Source organism: Glycocaulis albus (assembly GCF_014639075.1).
Taxonomy (GTDB): Bacteria; Pseudomonadota; Alphaproteobacteria; order Caulobacterales; family Maricaulaceae; genus Glycocaulis; species Glycocaulis albus.
Window position 1 is genome coordinate 198795 of the sequence record NZ_BMFS01000003.1, and the last position, 26046, is coordinate 224840.

Consider the following 26046-nt stretch of genomic DNA (forward strand, 5'->3'; position numbering starts at 1 on the left):
CCGGGCAGCGTTCACACGCGCCCGATGATGATTGCTCCGCCAGAGGCCCTGTTGAACGGAATGTCCATGACCCGCCCTGCCCCCCGCACCACCTTCTCCCACGCCCATTTCCTTGCAGGCGCTGTCTCGGCAAGCGCCCTTCTTCTGGCCGCCTGCGGCGACTCCGTGACGCCTGCCGGTGATGAGGCTGCGCCGGAGGGCGCGCCCGTCCAGCAGGAAACGGCACCGGCCAGCAACGACAGCGCCGCGGCGCCTGAAATCATTGCGCCTGAAGTCCTGACCGGCTGGGTGCGCACCCCGCCGGGCGGGCGCGACGTAACCGCCGGTTATCTCACCTTGCGCGCGGGCGCGGAGGACGACCAGCTTGTCGGCGCGAGCTCGCCCATAGCCGCGCGCATTGAAATTCACACCATGGAGGATGATGGCGAGGTGATGCGCATGCGCCAGGTCGAGGCTGTCGACCTGCCGGCCGGCACGGACGTCTCGCTGGCTCCGGGCGGAGATCATCTCATGCTGTTTGGCGTCGATACCGCCTCTCTTGATGGCGAGGCGGAACTGACGCTGGAATTTGCCAGTGGCGCCACCAGCACGGTGCGCCTGCCCCTGAGCGCGTTTGCCCCGGAGGAAGATGCCGGAACCGCCGATCCGCACGCCGGGATGGATCATGGCGATGCATCCGAAGACGCGCATCATGGCGGCGATTATCACGAACCCGCACCGGAAGAAGACGCAGGCGAGTAGACACGCCAGCTGAACGCATAACGCCGCCGGAGATCATCCGGCGGCGTTTTTGTGTGGGCCTGTTCTCCGCCACTGCCTTTCGCTAGAAACGTAGCGAGACACTACCAGATGTCGCGGGGGAGTGAGTGGCCGATCAGACGCAAGTCGGAACGAATTGGAGCGATGCAGAGCTCGACGCCATAATCGGCGACTATTTCCTCATGCTCGCAGCAGAGCTATCGGGGCAACCCTACGTTAAGTCGCATCATGCCAAGGCCCTGATGGAGGCTATCGGTCGGACCCATCGCTCCGTCGAGTTTAAACATATGAACATCTCGGCGGTTCTAGGCGAACTCGGCATGCCGACCATCCGCGGCTACCGCCCGAAGCGGAATTATCAGAACGCGATTTTTGATGCGGTGGACCGCTATGTCACCGCTCACCCCGAAGTTTTGGATTGGGGCGGGGTGGGAGTGGGCCTCGTGCACACCGCCTCCCACGTACCCGAAGAAGCCGGACTTTTCGGAATGCATGAAGCGTCGGCGATGTTTGTGCACGAAGAGTCCTTCCCGCCGAGACGCTCCCCGGAAGATGCCAAAACTTTCGCGAGGCCTGAACCGCAGACGATTGTCATCGACGACAGCCCGCCAGTACCCGGCGCGCCGAGAGCGCCGCGTCCACCGGGCCTTGAGCGTCTCGTGCGCAAGTTCGATCCTGTTACACGAGACTTCCGCAACCGCCAGCTCGGCCTTGCTGGCGAATCCATGTTGGTCGACTTCGAACGCCGCAGGCTGGAGAAGCTCGACCGTCCAGATCTCGCTAGAAAGGTGCGCTGGGTGTCGCAGGAGGATGGTGATGGCGCTGGCTACGACATCCATTCCTTTAACGCACGCGGCGAAGATCGCTTGCTGGAAGTAAAAACAACGCGCGGGCCGCGCACGACGCCCTTCTTCCTCACGCGCAATGAGGTTTCACTGGCTGAGGAAAGACCGGATAGCTTCCGGCTCTGCCGGCTCTACGAGGTTGCTCAGGCGCCACGCTTGTTTCGCGTGAAGCCGCCACTCGACTCTAACCTCACGCTGGAGCCGGAAGCGTGGCGGGCGTCGGTAGGTTAGAAATTGACCCTTTATGGAACATAGCCGTAGGGCATTGCGTTTCGCGTTGCAGTTGCGTTTTAGAGTTTTTACTATTTTCCCTCAGCGAGCGACGTTCGAGGTTACAAGATCAATGCACTCTGATCGCGAGAGATTCCGTGGCTGGCTGAACGCAGCTAACCAGTGCCTACTTCGAGACTATCTGATCGATTTCCATGATGCGGGACTCGAATCGGATGACCTTGAGCGATACTTCGCAGCTTTCGAAATGCCGCACGAATTCGTGCAATTCTACGCCTATAAGTACGACCTTCATTGGTTTGATGAATATACGGGCACAGTGGGTCCGATGAGGCGAATTTTATGAAAGCCTCTCGCGGCAATTCCTAATCCCCATCCATCTTCAGCGCGGCGATGAAGGCTTCCTGCGGGATTTCGACCCGGCCGAACTGGCGCATCTTCTTCTTGCCGGCTTTCTGCTTGTCGAGAAGCTTGCGCTTGCGGCTGGCGTCGCCGCCATAGCATTTGGCCGTCACGTCCTTGCGAAGCGCCGAGAGGGTCTCGCGCGCAATCACGCGCCCGCCAATGGCCGCCTGGATCGGGATTTTGAACATGTGCCGGGGGATGAGGTCTTTGAGCTTCTCGCACATGCCACGCCCGCGCATTTCGGCGCGCGCGCGGTGCACGATCATGGAGAGCGCGTCGACCGGCTCCTCATTGACGAGGATCGACATTTTTACCAGATCGCCCTCGCGGTGCTCGATGAACTGGTAGTCGAAGCTGGCATAGCCCTTGGTGACGGATTTCAGCCGGTCATAGAAATCGAATACCACCTCGTTCAAGGGCAGCTCATAGACCAGCATGGCGCGGCTGCCGGCATAGGTGAGCTCCTTCTGGATGCCGCGCCGGTCCTCACACAGCTTCAGGACGCCGCCCAGATATTCATCCGGCACGAGGATGGTCGCCTTGATCCACGGCTCGGCGATGGTGTCTATGCGGACCGGATCGGGCATGTCGGCCGGGTTGTGCAGGTCGATCACCTCGCCATCAGTCATCTTGATCTTGTAGATCACGGACGGTGCGGTAGTGATGAGGTCTACATCATACTCGCGCTCCAGCCGCTCGCGGATGACCTCGAGGTGAAGGAGCCCCAGGAAGCCGCAGCGGAAGCCAAAGCCCAGCGCGGCGCTGGTCTCCATCTCGAAGCTGAACGAGGCGTCATTGAGCGCCAGACGCTCCACCGCGTCGCGCAAATCCTCGAAATCATTGGCATCGACGGGGAAAAGGCCGCAGAAAACAACCGGAATGGCCGGCTTGAAGCCCGGCAGCATGGAGGAGGTGGGGCGCTTTTCCTCGGTGATGGTGTCACCGACGCGCGCATCGCGCACCTGCTTGATCGAGGCGTTCAGGAAGCCGATTTCGCCGGGGCCCAGCGAGTCCACATTGATCTTGGTGGGGCGGAACACGCCCACGCCGTCCACATTGTAGTTCGCGCCGGTGCCCATGAGGCGCACGCGCATGCCTTTCTTCAGCGTGCCCTCATGGATGCGCACAAGGCAGATCACGCCGAGATAGGCATCATACCAGCTGTCGACCAGCAGCGCCTTCAGCGGCGCGTCCGGATCGCCCGCCGGCGGCGCGGGCAGGCGGTGAACGATGGCTTCGAGCACGTCCTCAATGCCAAGGCCGGTCTTGGCGGAGATTTCCAGCGCATCATGCGCCTCGATGCCGATCACATCCTCGATCTGGGCGCGCACCCGGTCGGGTTCGGCGGCCGGCAGGTCGATCTTGTTGAGGACCGGCACGATTTCCAGATCGACCTCGATCGCCGCATAGACATTGGCCAGCGTCTGGGCCTCGACGCCCTGGGCGGCGTCCACAACCAGCAGCGCGCCTTCGCATGCCGAAAGGGAGCGCGAAACCTCATACGCGAAGTCCACATGGCCTGGCGTATCGATCAGGTTCAGGACGTATTTTTCGCCGTTGCGGGCGGTATAATCCAGGCGCACGGTCTGCGCCTTGATGGTGATGCCGCGCTCGCGCTCAAGCTCCATATTGTCGAGCACCTGCTCCTTCATCTCGCGTTCCGTCAGCCCGCCTGTCACCTGAATCAGGCGGTCGGCCAGGGTCGATTTGCCGTGGTCGATATGCGCCACGATGGAGAAATTGCGGATGTTGGCGGGATTGGTGCTCATGGGCGGGGAAGTAGCACTGCCGGGGCCTTGCGCCAAGCGTATTAGGCGGCGCAGCAGGCGGGACTTTAAATCGTCACGATTTAAGGCTTATCTGTTGCCGGGATCGGGTGTGACAGGGGGCGGCGCAAGCCGACCCGATAAGGACATACATGAATATTTCACGCCTTGTTTATATCAGCACGGCCCACCCGGACCTGATGCTGGCTGATCTCGACAGCATTCTGGAGACGGCACGCACGCGTAATGCGGCCGAAAACATTACCGGACTGCTGGTGTTCAACGGTTTCAACTTCATGCAGCTGCTGGAAGGACCAGCGGAAAGTGTGGAGCGCATATTCGCCTCCATCTGCAATGACGGGCGCCATACCGGCGTGGTCCGTGTCATGTCCGGCGAGACAGATGCACGGGTGTTTGGCGACTGGGCGATGGCCTATGCCCGAACCGGTTCGGGGAGCGGGGCAGGCGCGTTCGCGCTGACCACGGATGCGCTCAAGGCCTACCTGCCCGAGGAGCTGCCGACCGATCTGCACATGCTGCTGGTCAGCTTCAACACCATGTCCGCCTTCGATGTGCGCCCGCCGGCTGGCGAGGACGTTCAGCCCGCGCAGTAGCGGAACGAACCGGGCAGCTCACGTATTGTTTCTCCAGACCTGGCCCGTCATCTGTCCTTAATCACGCCTTAACCGGGGCGCAGCATGGATGGTTGCGGGGCTGACAGGTGGCAGGCCCGCTTCCGGCCCTGCCTGTCCTTCACGGAGATTGCCATGATGCGCCTTTCCACGATTTCCAGCCGCCCGGCGCGGCTTGCCGCCATCGCTGCAGCGTTGAGTCTTGTCATGGGCGCGTGCGCCACTGCGCCCGCGGGCAATGCACAAGCCCAGACCGGACAGCAGGATGCAGGCGAGCCGGGCGCGCAGGCCGCAGGCGAACGCCAGACCTATAACAGCACAGAAATAGTCGAGGCGGTGTCAGACTTCTTCGGCGTGACAGCTGAAGCTGCCGGGGTGCTGGTAGAGCGCATTTTCGCCGATCTGGGCGAGCCGGTCGGCTATATCATTGGCGAGGAAGCCTCCGGTGCGGTCGGTGTCGGCCTGCGCTACGGGCAGGGCGACATGGTGCTGCGCGGCGACACCGGCACGCAACGCGTCTACTGGCAGGGTCCGTCGGTGGGGTTTGATGCCGGCGGCAATGCGAGCCGGGTCTTCACCCTGATCTATGATCTTGAAGATCCCGACCGCATCTATCAGCGCTTTCCAGGCGTTGAAGGCACCGCCTATTTCATCGCCGGCCTTGGGGTGAACTATCAGCGGGCCGATTACATCACCTTGGCCCCGATCCGGTCCGGCGTCGGCTTCCGCGCAGGCGCCAATGTCGGCTATCTGGCCTATTCGCGGCGCCGCAATATCCTGCCCTTCTAGCGGCCGGAGACGGGTTTCAGACTGACAGCCAGAATTACGGCTGCCAGGCTGCATAGCCCCAGAAACCCCAGCGCATATCCGGCACCGAAACTGAATGCGGTGCCGGATGCCGCCCCCATGATCAGCAGCAGGACGCCAATTACCGTGTTGGATACGGCCGTGTAGTGCGCGCGCGTTTCCTCGCTTGCCAGATCAACCAGATAGGTGGACCGGCCCAGACGCACGCCCTCATGGGCGAGCGATAGCAGGAACACGGCGCCGGCATAGAATACCGCCATCTCCGCCAGCGGCAGGCCAAGGAGCAAGGCGGCCAGGACGCACCCCGCGACAAGAGCCGCCAGCAGGCCTGCACCGGCCATGACCAGCCGGCTGGACGCGTCTGCGGCCCGGCCCCAGACCCAGCCGCCCAATGCGCTGGCCAGCGCACCGGCCAGCAGAAAGCCGCCAAGGCCTGACAGATCCGCGCCGGACTGTTCCTGTGCAATGGCAACGTAGAAGGGCGTGGCGAGCGCAGTGGATATCAGAAGCGCACGGACAAGGAGGAAATTACGCAAATCCGGCTCCCGCCAGACAAGGCCGAGTTGCTCCCTTACCGCGTCGAACGCGTTGACGCCGCCATCGGTCGAGCCCGGCGCTTCGGCGAGCAGGAGATAAAGGCCCGCCGCCAGCAACCACAACCCGGCAGCCACGCCCAGCAAGCCGGCAAAGAACAGTGCGCCCGGCTCGCTGCCATTGGCTTCCATGATCATCAGCCAGACGCCCAGCCCGCTGGCAGCGGCACCGCCGAGGCTGGCACCGTACCCGGCCACCGCGCCGCGCCGGGCTTTTGAAACCGTCTTGCCCAGCACATCCTTGTAGGACACCGAGGAGACGCCCCGGCTGAGCGCAAACAGGGCGAGCGTTACCAGCACGCCAAGGCCGAGCGGCCAGCCTTCCAGTGTCAGCGCGCACAGCGCCATCAGCACAAGGGCAGCGGCCTGCCCGGCAGAGCCCAGAGACCAGAAGAATTTGCGGCGCGGCCGCTGGCGGATGATGCGGGCGATGAAGAGCTGGGGTAGCAGAGCCAGAGCCTCGCGCACCGGCGAGAGAAGGCCGACGATCACGGCAGGCGCACCCAGAGCGGTCACCATCCAGGCGAGCACGATCTTGGGGTCCATAAGCCGGTCGCCGGTCTTGGTCAGGGACAGGACCAGGGCCGAAAGGACGAAATTGCGCGGCTGGTGCGCGCAGGCCTTGTCGGGGATGTCAGCGCACATCCGGCCCTCATCCTCATCGCGGAGGAGGGCATAGACGGGCCGAGCGGCCTTGTCGGCAATGTCTCCTGCCTGGTCCAATCAGCCCCTCAGCCTTGCGCCCTGCTTCTCTGCCGCCGCGACTATGCGGCTGGACACCGCTTCGATTTCTGCGTCGGTGAGGGTCTTGTCAGACGGCTGGAGCGTGACCTCCACCGCCAGCGAGACATGGCCCTCTGGCACGCCCTTGCCCGCATAGCGATCAAAGAGTGCGACATCGGATATAAGCTGTTTGTCGGCCCCGGCCAGCGCGCGCAGGAGATCGCCTGCTGCGGCCTCCTCCGGCACCAGGAAGGCGAAATCGCGCCGCACGGGCATCAGGTCGCTCATGGCCAACGCCGGGCGGGATTTGAGCGCCTTCGCCTTCGACGCGGGAATGGCATCCAGGAAGATTTCCGCTGCGAGTACGCGGCCTTCGACGCCCAGGCTCTTCAGCACGCCGGGATGGATTTCGCCAAACTCCGCGAGGACATTTTTCGGGCCCAGCCGCAAGACGCCCGACCTTCCGGGGTGCCACCAGCTGCGTGCCTCCGGCGCTGCCTGCAGATTGGCCACCGGCGCGCCGGTCGCTTCAAGAAGGGCCAGCGCATCGGCCTTGGCATCAAACACGTCCGGCTGGCCTCCGCCCGTCCAGTCGCGCGGCGTGACGGTCTGGCGAACAATAGAAACGACCGTTCGTTGGCCTGTGGGGGAGTCATCGAGATATATCGGTCCGGCTTCAAAATAGCGCGGATCCTCAAGCCCCTTGTCGAGACTTTTCTGCAGAGCTGTCAGCAGGTGAATGAGCGCTGACGGGCGCATCACATTGAGCTCGGACGAGATCGGATTTGCCAGCTTCAGCCCCGCGCCATGCCCGCCGAACAGTGCCGCCTCGTCCTCATGGCAGAAGGACCAGGTGACAGCTTCCTGATAGCCCCGGTTTGCGGCGGCGCGGCGCGCGGCGCGCACCCGGTTCTGCATCGGCGTTGCAGGCGCCTCGAAGCGTCCGGCCGGGCGCTTCAGGCTGGTGGCAGGCAGGCGGTCATAGCCCTCGATACGGGCCACTTCCTCGATGAGATCGGCGCCTTGCGTGCAGTCGCGCCGCCAGCTTGGCACGCTGACCGTCCAGACCGGCGCTGACCGGTCCACGCCAAAGCCCAGAGCGGTGAGGATGCCCGCAATACGGTCATGCGACATGTCGAGACCGGTCAGGCGGCCGACACGCACTGGATCGAACTGGATCGGCGCCGGGTCGGCAGGCACTTCTCCAGCCACATAGACGTCAGACGCCTCCCCGCCGCACAGCTCCAGGATCAGGCGGGTGGCCAGTTCCAGACCCGGCAGGACCGAGCCCGTATCCACGCCGCGCTCGAAGCGATAACGCGCATCGGAGACAATACCCGTTTCACGACCGGTCGTTCGTATATTGGACGGATCGAACCACGCGCTTTCGATGAACACATCAACGGTAGTGCCCGAGCAGCCGGAATACTCGCCGCCCATGATGCCGCCAAGGCCGAGACACCTGGTATCATCGGCGATCACGCAATGGTGGGACTGCGGGTCATACTCCCGGCCATCCAGCGCCTCGAACCGGTCTGCCTCGCCATGCCCCATACGCGCACGAATGGTCGTGCCGATCTTGGCAAGATCATAGACGTGAAGCGGCCGCGCCCGCTCCACCGAGATCAGATTGGTGATATCGGCCAGCGTGTTGATGGGACGAAGGCCGATGGCTTTCAGGCGCTTTTGCAGCCATTCCGGCGACGGACCATTCTTCACACCCTTGACCACCCGGCCCGCAAACACGGGGCAGGCTTCCGGCCAGGCCGTTTCGATTGTCACCGGGCAGGGAAAACTGCCTTTCACCGGCTCGATGGCGGCGTCCTTGAATGTGCCCACACCGGCCGCGGCTAGATCGCGGGCAATACCGTGCACGCCCAGCCAGTCGGGCCGGTTCGGCGTCACTTCAAAGTCGATGACAGGATCATTGAAGCCCAGCGCCTCGGCGGCCGGTGTGCCGACGGCCCAGTCGCCTTTCAGATCGGCAATGCCGTCATGGTCCTCGCCGGCTTCCAGCTCCTTGGTGGAGCAGAGCATGCCATGGCTTTCCACGCCGCGTATCTTTCGTGGCTTGGCATCGAGCGCGAAATCGAGCCCGGGAATATACGCGCCCAGCGGCGCATAGATCGCGGTCATGCCGGCGCGGGCATTGGGCGCGCCGCAGACGATCTGCTTGACGCCGTCGACCGTTTCCACCGTGCAGACGCGCAGCTTGTCCGCGTCCGGGTGCGGTTCGGCGGCTTTCACATGGGCGACCGTGAACGCAGCCAGCCTGTCAGCCGGATTGTCGATATGCTCGATCTCGAGACCCGCCATCGTCATCGCGTCAGCGATCTCGGCAAGGCTCTTGTTCGTCTCAAGATGTTCCTTGAGCCAGGAAAGGGTGAATTTCATGACAATCGCGCTCGCACTTAAAGGCCTTGAGCGCCAATGCGCTCGAACAGATCATAATCGGGTGCGGGACAGGCCCGGACGCTGTGCGCCCCGGCCCCGACGCCGCGTGTTTCAGCAATCCAGCACCGTTCAAAAACCGAGCAGTAGCACACCGATACATCCCAACTCGTCCACTCCGCCCCCAGCGCAGCGCCCTGCTCGGAGCTGAGCGCCCCGGCGGGCCAGTGGAAGCTGATCGCCTCGACCGTCTCACCGGCTGCAACCACCCGGCCGATCATCGTCGTCCAGGACAGGTCGAAACCTTCGGGCAGCAGCTCGATGATCGGCGCAATGTCCTCACTCGGCTGACCCAGCCGCGTCAGGCTGACTGACGAGATGATCGCCGGGCCGACGCCCGCATTGCGTATACGCAGGCCGATGGAGGCCATGTCGCCATCGCGGGTCTGGAAGCCATCGATCTGGATTGCGGGCAGAACGCTTGCGTGCTGCTGGGCCCGCATGACGCGGGCCTGGTCCCAGCTGACATACAGTGCTGCCACGCCGACAATGATGGCCGTGATCGAACCGACGGTTTCAAACCGCAGCCGGGCGCGGGAGGGTTTGCGTGCCATCTCAGCTGAGCCCCGTTGCCAGATTCGCCTGCAGAAGCGGCGAGAAGCCATAATGGGAAAGCCAGCGCGGGTCCGGCTCGAAGAAGGGGCGCAGATCGCTCATCCCGTATTTCAGCATGGCAAGACGGTCGACCCCCATGCCGAAGGCAAAGCCCTGATAGACATCCGGGTCCAGCCCGCACGCCCGAATCACGTTCGGGTGGACCATGCCGCAGCCCAGAATCTCCAGCCATTTATCGCCAGAGCCGACCTTTACCGCGTCGCCGACGCGCTCATAGCGCACATCCATCTCCGCGCTCGGCTCGGTGAAAGGGAAGTGGTGGGGACGGAAGCGCACCTCCACCTCATCGGTCTCGAAAAAGGCCGCGATGAAGTCGATCAGGCACCCTTTGAGGTGACCCATATGGGTGTCCTTGTCGATCACCAGCCCCTCAACCTGATGAAACATTGGGGTATGGGTCTGGTCCCAGTCACAGCGATAGACCCGGCCCGGCGCGATGATACGCACCGGCGGCTCTGAATTCATCAGCGTGCGGATCTGCACCGGCGAGGTGTGGGTGCGCAGGAGCCTGGCCGTGCCGTCCTCGCCCTTCTCCATGAAGAAGGTGTCGTGGGTGTCGCGCGCGGGGTGATCGGCGGGGAAGTTCAGCGCGGTGAAGTTATGAAAATCATCTTCCACGTCCGGGCCTTCAGCGACGGCAAAGCCCATATCGGCGAAGATCACGGCGAGCTCTTCCATCACCTGGCTCACCGGATGCAGCGAACCTTTCGGCTCGCGCGGGGCAGGCAGGGTGATGTCCACGCGCTCTGAGGCCAAAGCCGCATTGAGCGCGTCCGCCTCAAGGGCGGTCTTTTTTGCCTCGATAGCGCGGGTGAGGCTGTCTTTCAGGCCGTTGAGCGCCGGGCCGAACACCTTGCGTTCATCAGGGCTCATGGAGCCGAGATCGCGCATTTTCAGGCTGACCTCGCCCTTCTTGCCGAGCGCGGCGACGCGCACCTCTTCGAGCGCAGGAATATCGCCTGCAGCGTCAATCGCAGCCATGTAGCGCGTGTCCAGCGCCGCAAGATCATCAAGTGTCGTCATCGCTCGTCCCGTTTCGTCGGTGCGGCCTGCCGGGGCCATATGGATATCAGCCGGGTCTTAGACCTTTTTGGCGGCGGGGTTCAAACCCTGGCGCGAGGCAGACAGACAAAAGCCCGCCTGCGAGGCTCGCAGGCGGGCTTTCCTGATCCGTTGAGGGCTGGTGGCCAGCCCGGACCTGCCACTTACGCCTTGAGAGCCGAACGCGCCTGGTCAGCCAGGGCGGTAAAGGCTTCGGGCTCACGAATGGCGATATCGGAGAGCACCTTGCGGTCAAGCTCGATACCGGCCTTCTTGAGCCCGTTCATAAACGTGGCATAGGTCAGGTCGTTCAGGCGGGCAGCGGCATTGATGCGCTGGATCCAGAGCGAACGGAAATTGCGCTTCTTGGCGCGGCGGTCGCGGTAAGCGTACTGGCCGGCCTTCTCGACTGCCTGATTGGCAGCACGGAACGTGTTCTTGCGGCGGCCATAATAGCCTTTGGCGGCCTTGATCACCTTGCGGTGACGGGCGTGGGTAGCGGGTCCTGAGGAAACGCGAGCCATGATGTCAGTCCTTCAAACGTTGGGTGTACGTACCGGCCAGCGCGTTAGCGGCTGTAGGGCAGGTAGTGTTGTTTCACGATCTTCGCGTCAGGCGCCGCCAGAGTGTCGGTGCCGCGCTTCTGGCGGATTTGCTTGGGCGTCCGCTTGATCATGCCGTGACGTTTGCCGGACTGGGCGGCCAGCACTTTGCCGGTCCCGGTCACCTTGAAGCGCTTCTTGGCGCCGCTTTTGGTCTTCATCTTCGACATTTCGGTCTCCTGATATGGGTGCCGGGCGCTGGCGCGCGGCGAGCCGTTAAACGGCCAGCAGGCATGTCGTGGGCCTGACTGACCGGACGAAAGAGCGCGTGGTTATACGCAAGAAGGCGCAAAACGCAAGCGTCTGGCGCCTTCCCCGTACATAATCAGCGCGGCAGCTCTTCGGTCGTGATGTGAAGGCGCGCCGGGGCCGGTTCGGACCCGTACGTGCCGGCATATATACGATAGAAGCCCGGCTCGCCGTCCAGGCTGAGACCGGCATTCAGGCCGATCGACCCGTCATCATTGCAGCGCCATGTGCCGTCAGGCAGCTGCACCGCCAGCGTCGTGTCACGCTCGGCATCGAAATAGACCGCAAACGGTGCGGCGGAATCCGGTGCCCAGTTGATGACCAGGCTCGGCTCGCGGCTGACATAGCCGACACAGTAATCGGTAGAGCGGAAACCGGCCTGATAGGCCCGCAGCGGCCCGCCGGCCTCAAGTTCGAGCTCGTAGGGTACGCTGCCGGAGGCCGGGTCAAGGGTGAAGGCGCCAAAACGCGGGTCGAGCGAGGGGTCCACACGCGTCGATACCGCCTCCGGGCCAAAGCCCGTTTGCGAGATGTAGACCGTGGCCGTGGCCGTTTCTTCCGGTGAGAAGGTCGCGGCATAGATGTCGTAAACGCCGTCAGGGCCGTCATCGACTGTCACGCCGGGATTGAGGTCGCCTGCGCCATCATCATTGCACCACCAGCCGCCATCCGGCCCGTTGACCAGAAGCAGGGTGTCGGCATCGCTCCCGGCGGAAATGAAGAGCGGCTCGCCATTGCCCGTCCAGGTCAGGCGCATGGTGGGTTCACGCGTGATATAGCCATAACAATAGCCCTCGATCACGGTGTGGTCTGCGAGCGCCTGATCGGCGCGCACAGGACCGCCAGCCTCCACACCCATCGCGAACGGATTGGGCGAGAAGCCCGCGCGCAAACGGTGTGCGCCGTGATGGGGCTGTCCGGAGACGTCCACCGAGTTGTCGACACCGGCATAGCCGATTTCCGAAACGTGCAAGGTGGCGGTCTGCGCACCCGCCTCGCTGAACGTGCCGGCCCAGATCAGATAGTCGCCCGATTGCGGTTCAGAGAAAACGACACCCGGGTCAAGATTGCCCGCGCCGTCATCATCACAATGCCAGCTTCCGTCGGGAGCCAGCACGGCGATGGTGCCATCGCGCTCGCTCTCGGTGGAGATATAAAGCTGATAGCGCCCGGCACGGTAGGTCAGGCGGGCGCTCGGCGCCTCTGCGCCAAACCCTGTGCAGCTGGAGCCAAGCGGGCCAAAGCGCACATCGCCGCCCTGCGCAACCTCGATGCTGGCGGGATCATCGCGGAAACCGGCGCGCAGGGACAGCGATGCTCCCGCCGGCGCCTCTGCATTGACCGTGCGGGCAAACGGGTTGGCATCCGAATAGGCAAGCTCGGAGATGTGCAGGGCCGCCTCCGGATAGCCGATACCGGCCGAATAGGTGGCCACCCATATTTCGTAACGGCCGCTGGAGGGGCTTTCGACCGTAACACCGGGATTGAAGCCGCTTGCCCCGCCATCATCATCACACAGCACGTCGCCGCCGGGCGTGCGCACAGCCAGAGCCGTGTCGGCCTCGGACGCGGCCGATATCATCAGATCAAACACATCGCCGGCATCCTCGTAGGTGAGAACAAAGCTCGGATCCTCGGTAATGAAACCCACACACCCCGAGCCGCCGAGGCGCGAAGCGCGCATGGCGCCGCCTGCCTGCACAGCAAAGGTGCGTGGATCCTCGGGAAAGCCCGCAGAGAGCGTGACCGAACCGTGGCGGCCTTCAGCCGTTCCGGCCGGTGTCTGGCTGACAGCCTGCGGCGCGGCGATGGCTGCAGCCAGCACGCCGAGAGATACGAGATATTTCATGAGGACCCCCTTATGGACGCTGCGCGTTCGAATGCGACGGCAGCGACACTAGGCCCAACAAGGGGGGCGTGCCTAGCCGCAAAAAAGCCGGCAGCGCGGGCCCGCTACCGGCCTTTTGCAGATTTTCCAGACTGACAGCCCGAAACCGTCATGGGCAAAAAGCCCTAGCGCGGCGCCATCACCATGATCATCTGACGGCCTTCGAGCTTGGGCTCGAACTCCACCTTGGCAATATCGCCAAAATCGGCCTTGACCCGGTCAAAAATGACCATGCCGCGATCCTGGTGCGCCATTTCGCGGCCCCGGAAGCGCAAGGTGATCTTCACCTTGTCACCGTCCTCGAAGAAGCGCCGCATCGATTTGGTTTTCACCTCGTAATCGTGCGTGTCGATATTGGGACGCATTTTTATCTCTTTGATATCCTGCGTCTTCTGCTTCTTGCGGGCCTCCGCCTTCTTCTTCTGCTCGGCATATTTCAGCTTGCCGAAATCGGCCAGCTTGCAGACAGGCGGGTTGGCGGTCGGTGACACTTCGATAAGGTCGAGTCCGGCCTCGGCCGCAGCATCCAGCGCGGCCTCGATAGGCATCTCACCTTGTTTTTCGCCATTTTCGTCAATCAGGAGCACTCGCGGTACGCGAATGTCTCCATTGATGCGCGGCCCGTCCTTCTTGGCAGGCGGCGCGGCGTGGGGGCGTCGGGCTATGCGTCTTCTCCTGTTACAGCGCCGGACCGGGGAGCCAAATCGTGCTCCCGCTCCCGGCAGACAAAACTCTTCAACGGTGTCAACGCGCGATATCGCGTTTCCGATGCATGCGCATATCGTGAGATGGCTGGTAAAATCAAGACATTCAGGCCGCTTCCGGGCTACGCGCGAAACCGCCCGCCACACGCATGGACTGCACGGCTTCGGCAACCGAAATCTGTGCAAGTGTCGGGGCGTGCATGAGAATTACGCTTTCAGGGCCGCGCGGAGAGGCCATGTGAGGCGCCTCGGCACCTGGATGAAACATGACAGCCGGTGAGCCGGCGGCGACGAGAAGGTGCAAAAGGTCCACATCCTCGCCGAAGGAAAAGCTTGCTTTCCGGCCGAGCCCGGCCAGCTGGACAAGGTTGGCACGGCCCGTGAGGTCGCGCGCGCCGGGTGTGACGTGCGCGATATAGCGGCCAATCTCGCGCGTGGACGGGCCACCTACCATGACCGGTTCCACACCCTGCTCCTTGAGCGCATGGGCCAGCGAGGCCCAGCGCTCCTTCGGCCAGCGGAAGGCGGGCTGGAATTCATCGCCTGCAGGCGCAAACAGGGCATATCGGCCCTGAAGCCCGAAATAGGCCGGCTCCAGCGTGCGCGAGCGCTTGGCGACAAAATCCACCCAGTCCAGCATGGGAGGCGGCGCCTCGCCCAGCCGGTGGCCGGTACGGCCAATGCCGGCCCGGCCAAGCTGATCGGCAATCTGTTCGGACGGGTGATCGGGTGATTTGGGATCCGGCGCGCTGTCAATCCACTGGCCGCGTGACAGGCGCATCGCGCCCTTCAGCTTGCGGGCCGCGTCCGACGCACACAGATCGTAGACGAAATCAAACTTGGAGGCGCGGGCAAGCTTGACGCGCTCGATAAACCCTTTCTTCGCGGTCTCGCGAAGGGTTGTCTCCACCGCGTTGAAATAGGGGCAGTATTTCACCAGGCCTTCATATTCCGGCGTGGTGAGAAAGGTGATACGCGCCTTGCGATGATGCTCACGGATCAGGCGCGCAGCCGCCATCATGCGCACGGTTGCACGCAGATCGCCCTCATGGACGACCAGTACCTGTTCCTTGGGCGGCTCGTGCTCAATCATGGGCGATAGTCTAGAAGTTCCCGGTATACCCGCAAGGTCGATCCCTGCAGCGCCTCGCGCGAATAATGGGCGATAACACGTTGGCGCGCCAAATGCCCGCGCATTTTTTTTGTGGCGGGGTCAAGCTCGAGTACAGTCTTGAGCCGCGCGGCAAGTTCCCCGGCATTGCCGGGCGCAAACAGCCAGCCTGTTTCGGTGCCGGCAAGGATTTCCAGCGGGCCGCCATGCGCGGCCGCGATAACAGGACGTTCCATGGCCATGGCTTCGGCAAGGGTGCGCCCGAAAGCCTCCGGCTCGATGGACGGCGTAATGACAATATCAGCTGCCATATAAGCGGTGGCCATGTCAGACAGATGGCCCGGCAGGACCAGGGCGACCCCCGACCGGGCAGCGTGTTCGCGCAACTGGTCCACATAGCCGTCACGCCCCTGCGCATCGCCGGCGCACACCAGAACAGGCGCGGGGCCGGGCAGGCGGCCGGCAAGCGCGGCCACCGCATCAATGGCCAGAATCTGCCCTTTCCAGCCCGTCAGGCGCGCAGGCAGGAGAATGAGGGGCGCCTCGCGCCCGTCCAGCCAGGCGGCACGCAACCCCTCCACCTGCAAAGGGTCTGCAAGGGCCGGGTCGAGCCGGGACAGGTCAACGCCGCGCGGAATGACATGCAGGTGAGACAGGTCTGGCCGCTTTTGCGCCAGCACGGCGGCATGCTCGGCCCGCACGTGATCGGCGATGAAGTGCGAGTTGGCGATGACGGCATCGCCGCGTGCCATGGCCGAATTGTAAAGGCGTTTCAGGCCCGAGCGCGCATTATAGGTTCCGTGATAGGTAGTGACGAACAGCGTCCCCGTATCGCGGGCGGCCCACAGGCCGCTCCAGGCAGGCGCGCGGGAGCGCGCATGGATGATGTCGACCCCGCGCTCGCGCACGATCGCGGCCAGCCTGCCGGCATTGGCCCGGATCGTCAGCGGGTTCTTGGTTTTCATGTCGAGGCGCAAGAGCTCTCCACCTGCCGCCTGCAGCTCGTCCTCCAGCCGCCCGCCAAGGCTGGCCACAAGCGCTTGCCCACCAGCAGCATTTATCGCCTGCGCGACATCGATGGTGGTGCGCTCGGCACCGCCCGCTTCAAGCTCGGGAATAAGCTGGAGGATCTTCATGAACGGGTATTTTCCAGATCAATGTGCGGCAAGGCGGTTGAACCATCCGGTCCGGCTCATAATGATGGTGCAGGCAGGGCGCAAACGCCAGAACACATGCAAAGGCTCCCCGATGCCGCAATATCTTCACCGCAAGGATGGATCACGCCTCGCTTATAAGCGCCATGCCGGCAAGGGGCCGGGCGTTATCTGGCTGGGGGGCCTGCGCTCGGACATGGAGGGCACCAAGGCGCTCGCCCTGGACGGCTGGGCAAAACGTGAGGGCCGCGCCTTCGTGCGCTTTGACTATTTTGCCCACGGCCAGTCCGATGGAGACTGGCGCGCGGCGCGCGTCGGGCTGTGGCGTGAGGACGCGCTTCAGGTCATTGACTCGCTTGGCAAGGGGCCGCTGATCCTTGTCGGATCGTCGATGGGCGCCTGGACCGCCCTGCTGGCGGCATTGGCGCGGCCGGAGCGTGTCGCGGGGCTGGTCCTGATCGCGCCAGCGCCGGATTTTACCGAAAGGCTGATGTGGGCCGGGTTTTCAGACCATGTCCGCGAAACCATCATCACCCGGGGCGAATGGGCGCAGCCATCTGAGTATGGGGAGCCGCTTGTCATCACGCGCGGACTGATCGAGGAAGCACGCCAGTGGTTGCTCATGGATGGGCAGATCGGCTTTGAGGGGCCCGTACGCATATTGCAGGGCATGGCCGATACCGACGTGCCCTGGCAGCATGCGATGGCGCTTGCCGGCACACTGACCTCGAACGACGTGTCCGTCCATATCAGCAAGAGCGGTGATCACCGCCTGTCCACACCTGCCGATATCGAAAGGCTGATAGCCAGCGTCGACGCGCTGTGCACAACTCTCGAAAGCGCGGGATAAAAGCTAGAAGCGGAAGGCCGATTCAAAGCGCAGCTGCGGCGTACGGCGGTCAGCCTCCTCGCCAAACACGTCTTCCTCCGGCGAGGTGAAGCGGAATTCACCGCCAATGCGCACCCGGTCGGTCAGGGAGTAGAACGCACCCGCGCTCACATCCTGAAGCTCGAAGGACTGGCCGCGCATGCGCTGGGAAATGCCCAGCGAAATGCCCCAGCGTTCGCCGGCGGAAAAGCGGAACTGCTCGGCCTGCTCTCCCCACACCGAGGCCATCGTGCCTGCAGGCGCCATGGTGAAGCGCTGCTGCCAGGCTGTTGCAGAGGCCGTGGGGCGATCCGGGACCGACAGAAGGGCGGCCTCGCGGCGGGCCTCTTCCTCACGCGCAGCCCGGGCCTGCTCGGCCTCTGCCTGTTCGGCAAGGTCCTGAAGACGCTCAAGCGAGGTCAGATCGGAAAACGCCGTGCCGCGCAGATTGAAGCCGTCGGACGCCCCCGCATCCTGTGCGAGCGCAGACGGTGCGATGGCAAGGGCCATCACAACCGGCAGGGCCGACAGGACTGACAGGCGAAGGCGCATGGCGTTCTCCGATACTCGAATATCCCATATACGCCAGCAATGCGGCAAACCCAACAGGGTTGCCCTGGATGAAATGCGAATTCGCCCGGAGCGTGTCAAAAGCGCAACCCTGCTTCGAGGAAAAGGCGTGCGCGTTCGCGTGTACGCGTGATGCGTGCACCGCCGGACAGTTCAGCTTCACCGGACCGGGTGTGCGCAATGCCGGCACCCAGAATGAGCCCGGACTCAAAATAGCGCGAGGCTCCGGCCAGCACGCTTCGGCTGTGGGCGTGAACCAGGCCAGAGCGCGCCTGTGACATTTCCAGGCTGAAGAGCCAGTCACCGCTTTCGTAAGCGAGGCTTGCCGCTTGCGCGCTGTAGCGGGCGCCGGAAACGCCGTCATTGCTCAGTAGGGTGCTGAGCCCGGCCGTCCAGCCCCCCTGGGAGCGGACCAGGCGCGCCGATACCGCCCACGGATCGTCAAAGAAGGCGCTGTCGGCGCCCGTGGCGCGCCCGTGCGACAGGCCAAGCCCGGCCGTCCAGCGCACGCCGGTGGCGGCAAAGCGGTGATCGAATGACAGGCCAAGCTCGGCAATGTCGCGCACGCTGGCTGCGGCGAGCGTGCCCGGCTGGCGGGCGGGCCGGCAAAAACTCGCCCCGCACACATCCCCATCAGGGGTGAAGGAGGCAGAGGCGCGAAAGCCCGCGAGCCGGACACTGCGCAGCACGAGCTTGGGCGCATGACCGGACAGCGTATTGGCGGTGGAGGCCAGATTGCGCCCTGACGGGTCGATGCGCGCGGCATCGGCGCGCATCAGCCAGAACGCACCGGGCAGGGGCTCGCTTTCCAGCGCTGCCGCGCCCGGTCCGTAGCCGCCGCGGATCTCGACAAGACCGCCGCGCCAGTAGGCAAAGGCGGTTTCAACAGCCAGGGCCGGATCATCACCGGAAATGCCAGGCACAGCTGCAAACCCGGTAAAGGCCCCGACCGGGGCCAGCCCGCCCGCATCGAAACAGTCTGCCGCGCCCGGCGGGCAATGGCCGGTGGTCTGTGCCAGGCCGGCCCGGCCGGAATCGCGGCGCAACACCAGCCCGCCGGCAAAGCCCACCCGGCTGGTGTTCTCAAGAATACGTTCCGCTGTGTAATCAAGCCGGACTTCCCCATAGGGGCCGGAACGGGCAGCACCGGCGCCGGCCGGCGCGAGCACAATATCGGCGCCCAGCCGGATATCGGTATCAAACCAGGGAGTGCGCTCCTGCGCGGACGCTGGCAATGCCGGCAGGGCGAGAGCCAGAATAGGCGCGGCCGCGAGAATCCTGAAGGCCCGAACATGAGCGCGAAGCGCTGGTATCATGGCTCTTCTCTCGCGGCCTCGCCGTGGCGCCCCCGCTTTCCCCCGGACGCGCGCTGACAAGATGCGGGAGGCCTGTCGGCGCGGTCAAGCTGCCGGAACGGTGTCCGGCAGGCTTGCCGCCTGAACTGTCACAAGAGTGCAACGGTATTGATGATGCGGGGCGGCACGGTACGCGCGCTCACATCGCTCTGGCCACGGTGTGAACGCATGCTATAGAAGCAGGAGACGGGTTGCGCTTGCCTCCGCTCTGGTCTTTTGTGGCGGCTGGCAGGATGCGCCCATATAAGCATTGTCTATTTCCCGGAGGTTTGCCCCATGCTCTCACGGCCGCTTGTAACGGTTCTGAGTATTGTCGCCGTCGCCAGCATGGTGGCCGGCTGCGCATCCCGCTCGAGCACCGAGCGCGAAAATCGCGGATTTTTCGGCGGCCTGCTCGGCAGCGGCACGCAGGCGGACGGGCCCGACGCGGGCATTGGTGTCAACGCCTATCTCTGGCGCGCCTCGCTGGACACGCTGTCCTTCATGCCGCTCGAGCAGATCGATCCGTTCGGCGGCGTTATCATCACCGACTGGTACGCCAACCCGGAAGCCCCCGAAGAGCGCTTCAAGGCGACGGTCTATGTGCTTGACAGCCGCCTGCGCGCAGACGCGCTGAGCGTCCAGCTTTTCCGTCAGGCCCGCGATCCCTCGACGGGCGACTGGACCGATGTGGTTGTCGATCAGGGCACCCGCATCCAGGTGGAAAATGCCATTCTGACGCGGGCCCGGCAGATGCGGATTTCCCAGCTCCCCGGCTCCTGACCGGGCAGGGATGGCGCGAGGACGGACAGGCAATGCGTAAAGTCCCGGTTTCAGTTCTGACTGCCGCCGCCTGTCTGGTGTTGTCGGCGTGTGGCTTTCAGCCTCTCTATTCGGGCCGGGCCATCGAGACACTCGACAATGTCACGGTCAGCGTCTCTGGCGATGAGCGCCTGTCCTATCTGACCGAATCGGCGCTGCTCGAACGGGTCGGGGTCTCGCAGGGCGAGGCCGGCACCCTTTCGATCACGCTGCGGACAGCCCAGCAGCCGCTTGGCCGGTCGACGGAGGGCCAGGCCACGCGGGTGGCGCTGAACATCCGGGCGAGCTATCGGCTTTCGGGCGCCAATCCGCTCAGTGGGCGCGTGACCGAGCGCGTTGTCTTTGAAACGCCGCGGGAGCCATACGCTCTTATTGCAGCCCGGACCAATGCCGAACGGCGCGCCGCGGAAATCGTCGCCGACGCGATTGTCCGCGACATACTGGCGGGCCTTCGCCAGCAAGGGTCTGCCCGCACACGCCCGCAGACAGTTCCGGCCGGGAATGAGGAGCCGGACATGGATGAGGGGCCGTGGTGAAGCCGTCTGGCGGCTCTATTGACCGGCTTTTGAAGTCGCCGCCTCCCGAGATGCGTGTCTTCGTGATCTTCGGCCCGGATTCCGGCCTGGTAAGGGAGCGCGCGCAGATCCTGTCCCAGGCCATTGCCGGCGACCCCGATGATCCTTTCAACGTCACCCGGCTGAGCGATGAGGACATAAAGTCGGACACCGCCGCGCTTGCCGATGCGATGGCGGCCATGTCCATGATGGGCGGAGAGCGCCTGGTACGGGTGCGCCTTTCGGCGGACAGTGCGCCGGTGGCGCGCTGGATCAGCGAATTCGAGGCCGGGTCCATGCCTGCAGAAGGCCGGCTTGTGGTCGAGGCGGGCAATCTCACCAAGGCCTCGAAACTGCGCAAGGCCGCCGAGGACGGCAAACGGTCTGCGGCCATTGCCTGTTATGAGGACAATGCACGCGACCTGATCGCCCTTGCCGAGGAAAGCTTCCAGGCTGCAGGGCTGTCCCTCGCCGGAGAGGCACGCCACGCGCTGGCAGGCATTCTGGAGGGCAATCGGGAGCTGGCCCGCTCCGAGATAGAAAAGCTGATGCTTTACAAGGGCTTCGATGGCGGGGAGGTGACGCTGGAAGACCTGGCGGCGATTTCCACCGAAAGCGGCGATGCCGCACTCGACAAGATTGTCGATGCCGCTCTTTGCGGCGAGCCGGGCGAGGCCGACCAGCAATACCGGCGTGCGCTTGATTCAGGCGCCAGCCCGGTAGCCATTGTGCGCGCCCTGCAGCGCCGGATCGACCAGATAGAACGCTATCACCAGCTGGGCGGGGACCAGGCGGCCCTTGCAAGGGCGGGCGCACCGCGTTTTGGCCCGCCCGCGCAACGCTTTCAGGCGGCCGCAAGGGCCTGGACCCGGACGCGGATAGCCCGAGCGCGCGATATCGCGTTTGAAACCGAGCGCGCCATCAAGCGCTCCGGCTCTCCGGCTGAAGCGCTGGCAGGCGAAACCCTGTTACGGCTCGCCCGCGCAGCATCACCGCAAAGGACGCGCTAGCGCGAAGACAGCCGGCGGCACAGATCGTCGAGCTGTTCCAGCGTGGAATAGCGCACGCGGATTTCGCCAGCTTCCCCGCGATGGGAAATTTCGACATCCAGGCCAAGACGCTCGGCGAGATCGGCTTCAAGGGCGCGCGTATCGGCGTCCTTCTGGGCCTTTTCCAGTCCGCCACCACGCGCCTTGCGCTCAGGAGCGTGTTCCTTTCGGGCCAGCGCCTCGGCGCCGCGCACGGACAGGCCGCCCGCAATGATCCTCTCTGCGAGGGCAGACGGGTCGCCCGCCGTGGCTATGGCACGCGCGTGGCCTGCGGACAGGCGTCCGGCCTCGAGATGGTCGAGGACGGGCTCGGGCAGGGCCAGAAGGCGCAGCGTGTTGGCGATGTGGGCACGCGACTTGCCGACTGCGCGGGCGACATCCTCCTGGGTATGGCCAAAAGCCTCGATCAGCTGGCGATAGCCGCGCGCTTCCTCCACTGCATTAAGATCCTGGCGCTGCACGTTCTCGACAATGGCGATTTCCAGCGTTTCACGATCGGTAAACTCACGGATGACAGCGGGAATCTCATGCAGGCGGGCACGCTGTGCAGCACGCCAGCGGCGCTCGCCGGCCACAATCTGGTAGTGCCCGGTCTTACCGGGCGCGGGGCGCACCAGAATGGGCTGCAACACGCCGCGTTCGGCGATCGAGGCGGACAGGGCAGCCAGCTCGTCCTCGGAGAAGCGCTTGCGCGGCTGATCGGGATTGGCCTCGATCAGATCAAGCGCAAGCGGCTTCGGGGCGGAACCGGACGCTTGACCGGAGCGGCTCTCATCTGCACGCAGGCTGTCTGCTTCCTCGCCTTCACCCAGAAGCGCGGAAAGGCCGCGGCCGAGGCCGCGCGGGCGTTCCTGCGCGCTCATGCCGGCACCGCTTCAGCGGGCCTGCGCTCCTGACGGACGAGCTCGCGGGCGAGCCGCACATAAGCCTGGGAACCGGGGCAGGCGAGATCGTAGAGCAGGACCGGCTTGCCGAAGGACGGCGCCTCGGAAACGCGCACATTGCGCGGTATGACCGTCTCATAGACCCGGTCACCGAAATGGGCGCGCACATCGGCGGCCACCTGGCTGGAGAGATTGTTGCGCCGGTCATACATTGTCAGCACAACCCCTTGAATAGTCAGGCTTTTATTGAGGTTGCCACGCACCAGATCGACCGTTCGCATTAGCTGGGAAAGGCCTTCCAGGGCAAAGAACTCGCACTGCAGCGGCACCAGCACGGAATCGGCCGCCGTCATCGCGTTCACGGTCAGCAAGTTCAGGGATGGCGGGCAGTCAATGAGGATATAGTCGCAATGGGTAGCCCGTGCCCCCAGGAAGCGGCGGAACTTGTCGACCGCATGGCGCAGCCGATAGGAACGGCGCGGCGCGGCCGACAGCTCCAGCTCGGCGCCCGACAGATCCACATCGGACGGGATTATGCCAAGACCGGGCACGGCGGTGTCGACAAGGGCCTCTTCGATGGGCCGCTCATTGACCAGCACGTCATAGCTGGTGGCCTTGCGCTCGGTGCGCGGTACACCCAGCCCCGTGGAGGCGTTTCCCTGGGGATCAAGGTCGAGCACGATCACGCGCTTGCCGATGGCCGCCAGAGCCGTAGCCAGATTGATGGCTGTTGTGGTCTTGCCGACTCCGCCCTTCTGATTGGCGATGGCAATGACTTTGGGCGCACCGGCGCGCGGCGCTGTATCGGAACGGGGATCAACGGACACGGCTCAGCCTTTCAATGCGGATAATGGCGGCTTCATCGCTGGTAATGCTTGGATGAAGGCTCGCTTCGAAGTTCCAGCTTTTACGCGCGGCGGTCAATTCCTCCGCATGCCGGGCACCCTTGGGAATCAGCGCAATTGCGCCGTTTTCCACATATGGTGCCATCAGACCCAGCAATTTCTCCAAAGGCGCCACCGCGCGGGCCGTCACGACATCACATACCGGCACCGGTTCGAGCGCCTCGACCCGGTCACAGATGACGTCTGCAACGGCCTCCACCCCCGTTTCGGCGAGCACAGCACGCAGAAAGGCCGCCTTTTTGCCAATCGATTCAACCAGGGTGACGCGACCGCCCGGAACCGCACGCCCGGCCAGCCCGAACGCAATTGCCACGCCCGGAAACCCGGCGCCCGCCCCGATATCGAGCCAGCGGCTCGTCCCCGGCGGGGCCAGATCCACAAGCTGCCAGCTATCGAGCGCGTGCCGGAACCAGAACTCATCCAGTGTCGCGCGGCCGACAAGGTTGGTGTGGGCGGACCACTCCGATAGCAGGCGCCGCCAGATGATAAAGCGCTCCAGTGTTTCACGTGAAACACCGGTATCCGCCCGAAAGGCCTCGGCGCCGTACGTCCGTTCGTGACTCATCAGACTGCCCGGCGCCGGTCCAGCCGCTTCACGCTGGCCAGCAGCGCTGTCAGCGCGCCTGGCGTCACGCCTTCAACCCGGCCGGCCTGGCCCAGCGTCGCCGGGCGGGCGCGCTCCAGCTTCTCGCGCACCTCGTTGGAGAGGCCGCCAACCGCGCGATAATCAAAGTCGGCGGGAATACGCACGCCCTCATCGCGGCGGAAGGCCATCACATCGGCTTCCTGCCGGTCCAGATAGCCGTAATACACGGCCTCGTTCTGCATCTGCGCAGCAATCGCTGGTTTGAGCGCCGCCACGTCCGGCCAGACCCGGCACACCGCGTCCCACCCCACCTGCGGATGCGCGGCAAGCTCCATGGCGGAACGGCGCTTTCCGTCCTGATTGATCGAGAGGCCCGCCCTCGCGGCCTCCGCAGGGGTGAGCGTCAACCGTTCCAGAAGCTCCCGGGCGGTCGAAAGGGCCTCAGCGCGCGCCGCGAACGATGTTTCACGTGAAACACTCGCCGCGCCGAGACTGATCGCAAGAGGTGTGAGACGCTGGTCGGCGTTGTCGGCCCGAAGCGACAGGCGGTACTCTGCCCGTGAGGTGAACATGCGATAGGGCTCCGTCACGCCCCGCGTGATGAGATCATCTATCATCACACCGATATAGGCCTGCGAACGGTCCAGCGCGAAGGGCGCGGAACCGGCAGCGGCCAGCGCGGCGTTGAAGCCCGCCATCAGCCCTTGGGCGGCGGCCTCCTCATATCCCGTCGTGCCATTGATCTGACCAGCCAGCCACAGACCGGGCAGACGCTTCACGCCAAGCGTGGCATCCAACTCGCGCGGATCAACATAGTCATACTCGATCGCATAGCCGTAGCGGCGGACCTTCACCCGCTCCAGCCCCGGAATGGTCTGCAGGAAAGCGTCCTGGATATGGTCGGGCAGGGAGGTCGAAATACCGTTGGGATAGACGGTGTCATCGTCCAGCCCCTCCGGCTCCAGGAATATCTGGTGGCTGGTACGGTCGGCAAACCGCACCACCTTGTCCTCGATTGACGGGCAGTAGCGCGGGCCACGGCCGGCAATCTTGCCGCCATAGACCGCCGAGTGACCCAGATTCTCCTCGATGATCTTGTGAGTCTGAACGGTCGTGCGCGTGATCCCGCAGGCGATCTGCGGAACCGTGATCCGGTCATTCAGGAAAGAGAAGGGCGTTGGCACATCGTCGGCGGGCTGCATGTCGAGCCCCGCCCAGTCAATCGTTGAGCCGTCGAGCCGCGCGGGCGTGCCTGTCTTGAGCCGGCCCATGGAGAGGCCCAGCCCGTAGAGCCGGTCAGCCAGGCCGATAGAGGGCGCATCGCCCACGCGCCCCGCCGGAATACGCTCATCGCCGCGATGGATGACACCTTTGAGGAAGGTGCCGGTCGTCAGCACCACTGCGCCAGCACGGTATTCGCGGCCTTCGGCGTCCACGACGCCACTGCACACGCCGTCCGCCACCCGCAAATCCTCAGCGGCGGCTTCAACAATGTGCAGATTGTCCTGAGCGGCCAAAGCGGCCTGCATCGCCTGGCGATAGAGCTTGCGGTCAGACTGGGTGCGCGGCCCGCGCACGGCCGGGCCCTTGGAGGCGTTCAGCATGCGGAACTGGATACCGGACGCGTCCGTGACGCGCCCCATAAGGCCGTCCAGCGCGTCCACTTCACGCACCAGATGGCCCTTGCCGAGCCCGCCAATGGCCGGGTTGCAGCTCATCTCGCCAATGGTCGCCGCCTTGTGGGTGAGGAGCAAGGTTGCCGCGCCCAGACGCGCAGCCGCGCTCGCGGCCTCGCAGCCTGCATGGCCACCGCCGATCACGATCACATCCCATTGGCGTTGCGCGGCCTCAGCCGGCGTAAGCAAATCTCTGGTCATGGCTTTCTTTGGTCCGGCCCA

25 protein-coding genes are annotated in these 26046 nt (G+C 64.3%); 8 read left to right on the plus strand and 17 right to left on the minus strand.

Annotation, left to right across the window (positions count from 1 at the left end; all coding sequences use genetic code 11):
- Positions 1-66: 66 nt before the first annotated feature.
- Both IEV75_RS04910 and IEV75_RS04915 read left to right on the plus strand, forming a co-directional pair.
- Positions 67-741 carry a copper chaperone PCu(A)C gene (locus tag IEV75_RS04910; RefSeq protein WP_188451434.1) on the plus strand — a complete coding sequence of 225 codons (675 nt, stop codon included), beginning with the start codon at positions 67-69 and terminating at the stop codon, positions 739-741.
- Positions 742-866: 125 nt separating this feature from the next.
- Positions 867-1835 carry a protein NO VEIN domain-containing protein gene (locus IEV75_RS04915; RefSeq protein WP_217979801.1) on the plus strand — a complete coding sequence of 323 codons (969 nt, stop codon included), beginning with the start codon at positions 867-869 and terminating at the stop codon, positions 1833-1835.
- 365 nt (positions 1836-2200) lie between these two features.
- Here IEV75_RS04915 and lepA read toward each other — a convergent pair whose 3' ends face one another.
- The gene (gene lepA / locus IEV75_RS04920) at positions 2201-4009 is read right to left on the minus strand and encodes a translation elongation factor 4 (protein ID WP_188451435.1); all 1809 of its coding nucleotides are present in this window, start codon (positions 4007-4009) and stop codon (positions 2201-2203) included.
- 149 nt (positions 4010-4158) lie between these two features.
- Here lepA and IEV75_RS04925 point away from each other — a divergent pair, with 149 nt between their 5' ends.
- The gene (locus tag IEV75_RS04925) at positions 4159-4620 is read left to right on the plus strand and encodes a BLUF domain-containing protein (protein WP_188451436.1); all 462 of its coding nucleotides are present in this window, start codon (positions 4159-4161) and stop codon (positions 4618-4620) included.
- 153 nt (positions 4621-4773) lie between these two features.
- Positions 4774-5427 (plus strand): DUF1134 domain-containing protein, encoded by a 654-nt coding sequence (locus tag IEV75_RS04930; protein WP_233351751.1) that lies wholly within the window; start codon positions 4774-4776, stop codon positions 5425-5427.
- Here IEV75_RS04930 and IEV75_RS04935 read toward each other — a convergent pair.
- From IEV75_RS04935 to IEV75_RS04980, 10 genes are all read right to left on the minus strand, one after another.
- Positions 5424-6761, minus strand: a complete 1338-nt coding sequence (locus IEV75_RS04935; protein ID WP_188451437.1) for an MFS transporter — start codon at positions 6759-6761, stop codon at positions 5424-5426. The genes IEV75_RS04930 and IEV75_RS04935 overlap by 4 nt on opposite strands.
- Positions 6762-9155, minus strand: a complete 2394-nt coding sequence (pheT, locus tag IEV75_RS04940) for a phenylalanine--tRNA ligase subunit beta (RefSeq protein ID WP_188451438.1) — start codon at positions 9153-9155, stop codon at positions 6762-6764. It abuts the gene before it with no gap.
- Between the two features lie 17 nt (positions 9156-9172).
- Positions 9173-9766 (minus strand): DUF8453 domain-containing protein, encoded by a 594-nt coding sequence (locus tag IEV75_RS04945; RefSeq protein ID WP_188451439.1) that lies wholly within the window; start codon positions 9764-9766, stop codon positions 9173-9175.
- A gap of 1 nt (position 9767) precedes the next feature.
- Positions 9768-10850: a phenylalanine--tRNA ligase subunit alpha gene (gene pheS, locus IEV75_RS04950; protein ID WP_188451440.1), complete on the minus strand. Its 1083-nt coding sequence runs from the start codon at positions 10848-10850 to the stop codon at positions 9768-9770.
- Positions 10851-11032: 182 nt separating this feature from the next.
- A complete protein-coding gene (gene rplT, locus IEV75_RS04955) occupies positions 11033-11392 on the minus strand; it encodes a 50S ribosomal protein L20 (protein WP_188451441.1) in 360 nt (119 codons plus the stop codon).
- Positions 11393-11436: 44 nt separating this feature from the next.
- Positions 11437-11640: a 50S ribosomal protein L35 gene (gene rpmI, locus IEV75_RS04960; protein ID WP_127565111.1), complete on the minus strand. Its 204-nt coding sequence runs from the start codon at positions 11638-11640 to the stop codon at positions 11437-11439.
- A 155-nt stretch (positions 11641-11795) separates the two neighbouring features.
- Positions 11796-13568 (minus strand): hypothetical protein, encoded by a 1773-nt coding sequence (locus tag IEV75_RS04965; RefSeq protein WP_188451442.1) that lies wholly within the window; start codon positions 13566-13568, stop codon positions 11796-11798.
- Positions 13569-13732: 164 nt separating this feature from the next.
- Positions 13733-14272 carry a translation initiation factor IF-3 gene (gene infC, locus IEV75_RS13950; RefSeq protein WP_188451527.1) on the minus strand — a complete coding sequence of 180 codons (540 nt, stop codon included), beginning with the start codon at positions 14270-14272 and terminating at the stop codon, positions 13733-13735.
- A 145-nt stretch (positions 14273-14417) separates the two neighbouring features.
- Entirely contained in the window at positions 14418-15404 is a 987-nt protein-coding gene (locus tag IEV75_RS04975) for a glycosyltransferase family 9 protein (protein WP_188451443.1), read from the minus strand.
- Positions 15401-16558 (minus strand): glycosyltransferase family 4 protein, encoded by a 1158-nt coding sequence (locus IEV75_RS04980; RefSeq protein ID WP_188451444.1) that lies wholly within the window; start codon positions 16556-16558, stop codon positions 15401-15403. Before IEV75_RS04980 ends, IEV75_RS04975 begins: the two co-directional genes overlap by 4 nt.
- 112 nt (positions 16559-16670) lie before the next feature.
- Here IEV75_RS04980 and IEV75_RS04985 point away from each other — a divergent pair, with 112 nt between their 5' ends.
- Entirely contained in the window at positions 16671-17426 is a 756-nt protein-coding gene (locus IEV75_RS04985; RefSeq protein WP_188451445.1) for an alpha/beta fold hydrolase, read from the plus strand.
- A 3-nt stretch (positions 17427-17429) separates the two neighbouring features.
- On the opposite strand, the gene IEV75_RS04990 is transcribed toward IEV75_RS04985, so the two are convergent.
- Both IEV75_RS04990 and IEV75_RS04995 read right to left on the minus strand, forming a co-directional pair.
- Positions 17430-17996, minus strand: coding sequence for an NtrZ family periplasmic regulatory protein (locus tag IEV75_RS04990; protein WP_188451446.1), 567 nt, complete (start codon positions 17994-17996; stop codon positions 17430-17432).
- Between the two features lie 95 nt (positions 17997-18091).
- Positions 18092-19330, minus strand: coding sequence for a hypothetical protein (locus tag IEV75_RS04995; protein ID WP_188451447.1), 1239 nt, complete (start codon positions 19328-19330; stop codon positions 18092-18094).
- A 315-nt stretch (positions 19331-19645) separates the two neighbouring features.
- On the opposite strand from IEV75_RS04995, the gene IEV75_RS05000 reads away from it, so the two are divergent.
- The 3 genes from IEV75_RS05000 to holA are packed head-to-tail and all read left to right on the plus strand — an operon-like array spanning position 19646 to position 21734.
- Positions 19646-20131 (plus strand): DUF3576 domain-containing protein, encoded by a 486-nt coding sequence (locus tag IEV75_RS05000; RefSeq protein WP_188451448.1) that lies wholly within the window; start codon positions 19646-19648, stop codon positions 20129-20131.
- A gap of 32 nt (positions 20132-20163) precedes the next feature.
- On the plus strand, positions 20164-20706 hold the full coding sequence (locus IEV75_RS05005; RefSeq protein ID WP_188451449.1) for a hypothetical protein: 543 nt from the start codon (positions 20164-20166) through the stop codon (positions 20704-20706).
- Complete coding sequence (gene holA / locus IEV75_RS05010; protein ID WP_233351752.1) at positions 20700-21734, plus strand: DNA polymerase III subunit delta; 1035 nt, start codon at positions 20700-20702, stop codon at positions 21732-21734. The genes IEV75_RS05005 and holA overlap by 7 nt, the downstream gene beginning before the upstream one ends.
- Here holA and IEV75_RS05015 read toward each other — a convergent pair.
- From IEV75_RS05015 to mnmG, 4 genes are read right to left on the minus strand one after another with little or no spacing between them, the layout of a single operon-like run.
- A complete protein-coding gene (locus tag IEV75_RS05015; protein ID WP_188451450.1) occupies positions 21731-22636 on the minus strand; it encodes a ParB/RepB/Spo0J family partition protein in 906 nt (301 codons plus the stop codon). The two genes, holA and IEV75_RS05015, sit on opposite strands and share 4 nt — an antisense overlap.
- Positions 22633-23484, minus strand: a complete 852-nt coding sequence (locus IEV75_RS05020) for a ParA family protein (protein ID WP_188451451.1) — start codon at positions 23482-23484, stop codon at positions 22633-22635. The genes IEV75_RS05015 and IEV75_RS05020 overlap by 4 nt, the downstream gene beginning before the upstream one ends.
- A complete protein-coding gene (gene rsmG / locus IEV75_RS05025; protein ID WP_188451452.1) occupies positions 23474-24127 on the minus strand; it encodes a 16S rRNA (guanine(527)-N(7))-methyltransferase RsmG in 654 nt (217 codons plus the stop codon). The genes IEV75_RS05020 and rsmG overlap by 11 nt, the downstream gene beginning before the upstream one ends.
- On the minus strand, positions 24127-26025 hold the full coding sequence (mnmG, locus tag IEV75_RS05030; protein WP_188451453.1) for a tRNA uridine-5-carboxymethylaminomethyl(34) synthesis enzyme MnmG: 1899 nt from the start codon (positions 26023-26025) through the stop codon (positions 24127-24129). The genes rsmG and mnmG overlap by 1 nt, the downstream gene beginning before the upstream one ends.
- Between the last annotated feature and the right edge of the window lie 21 nt (positions 26026-26046).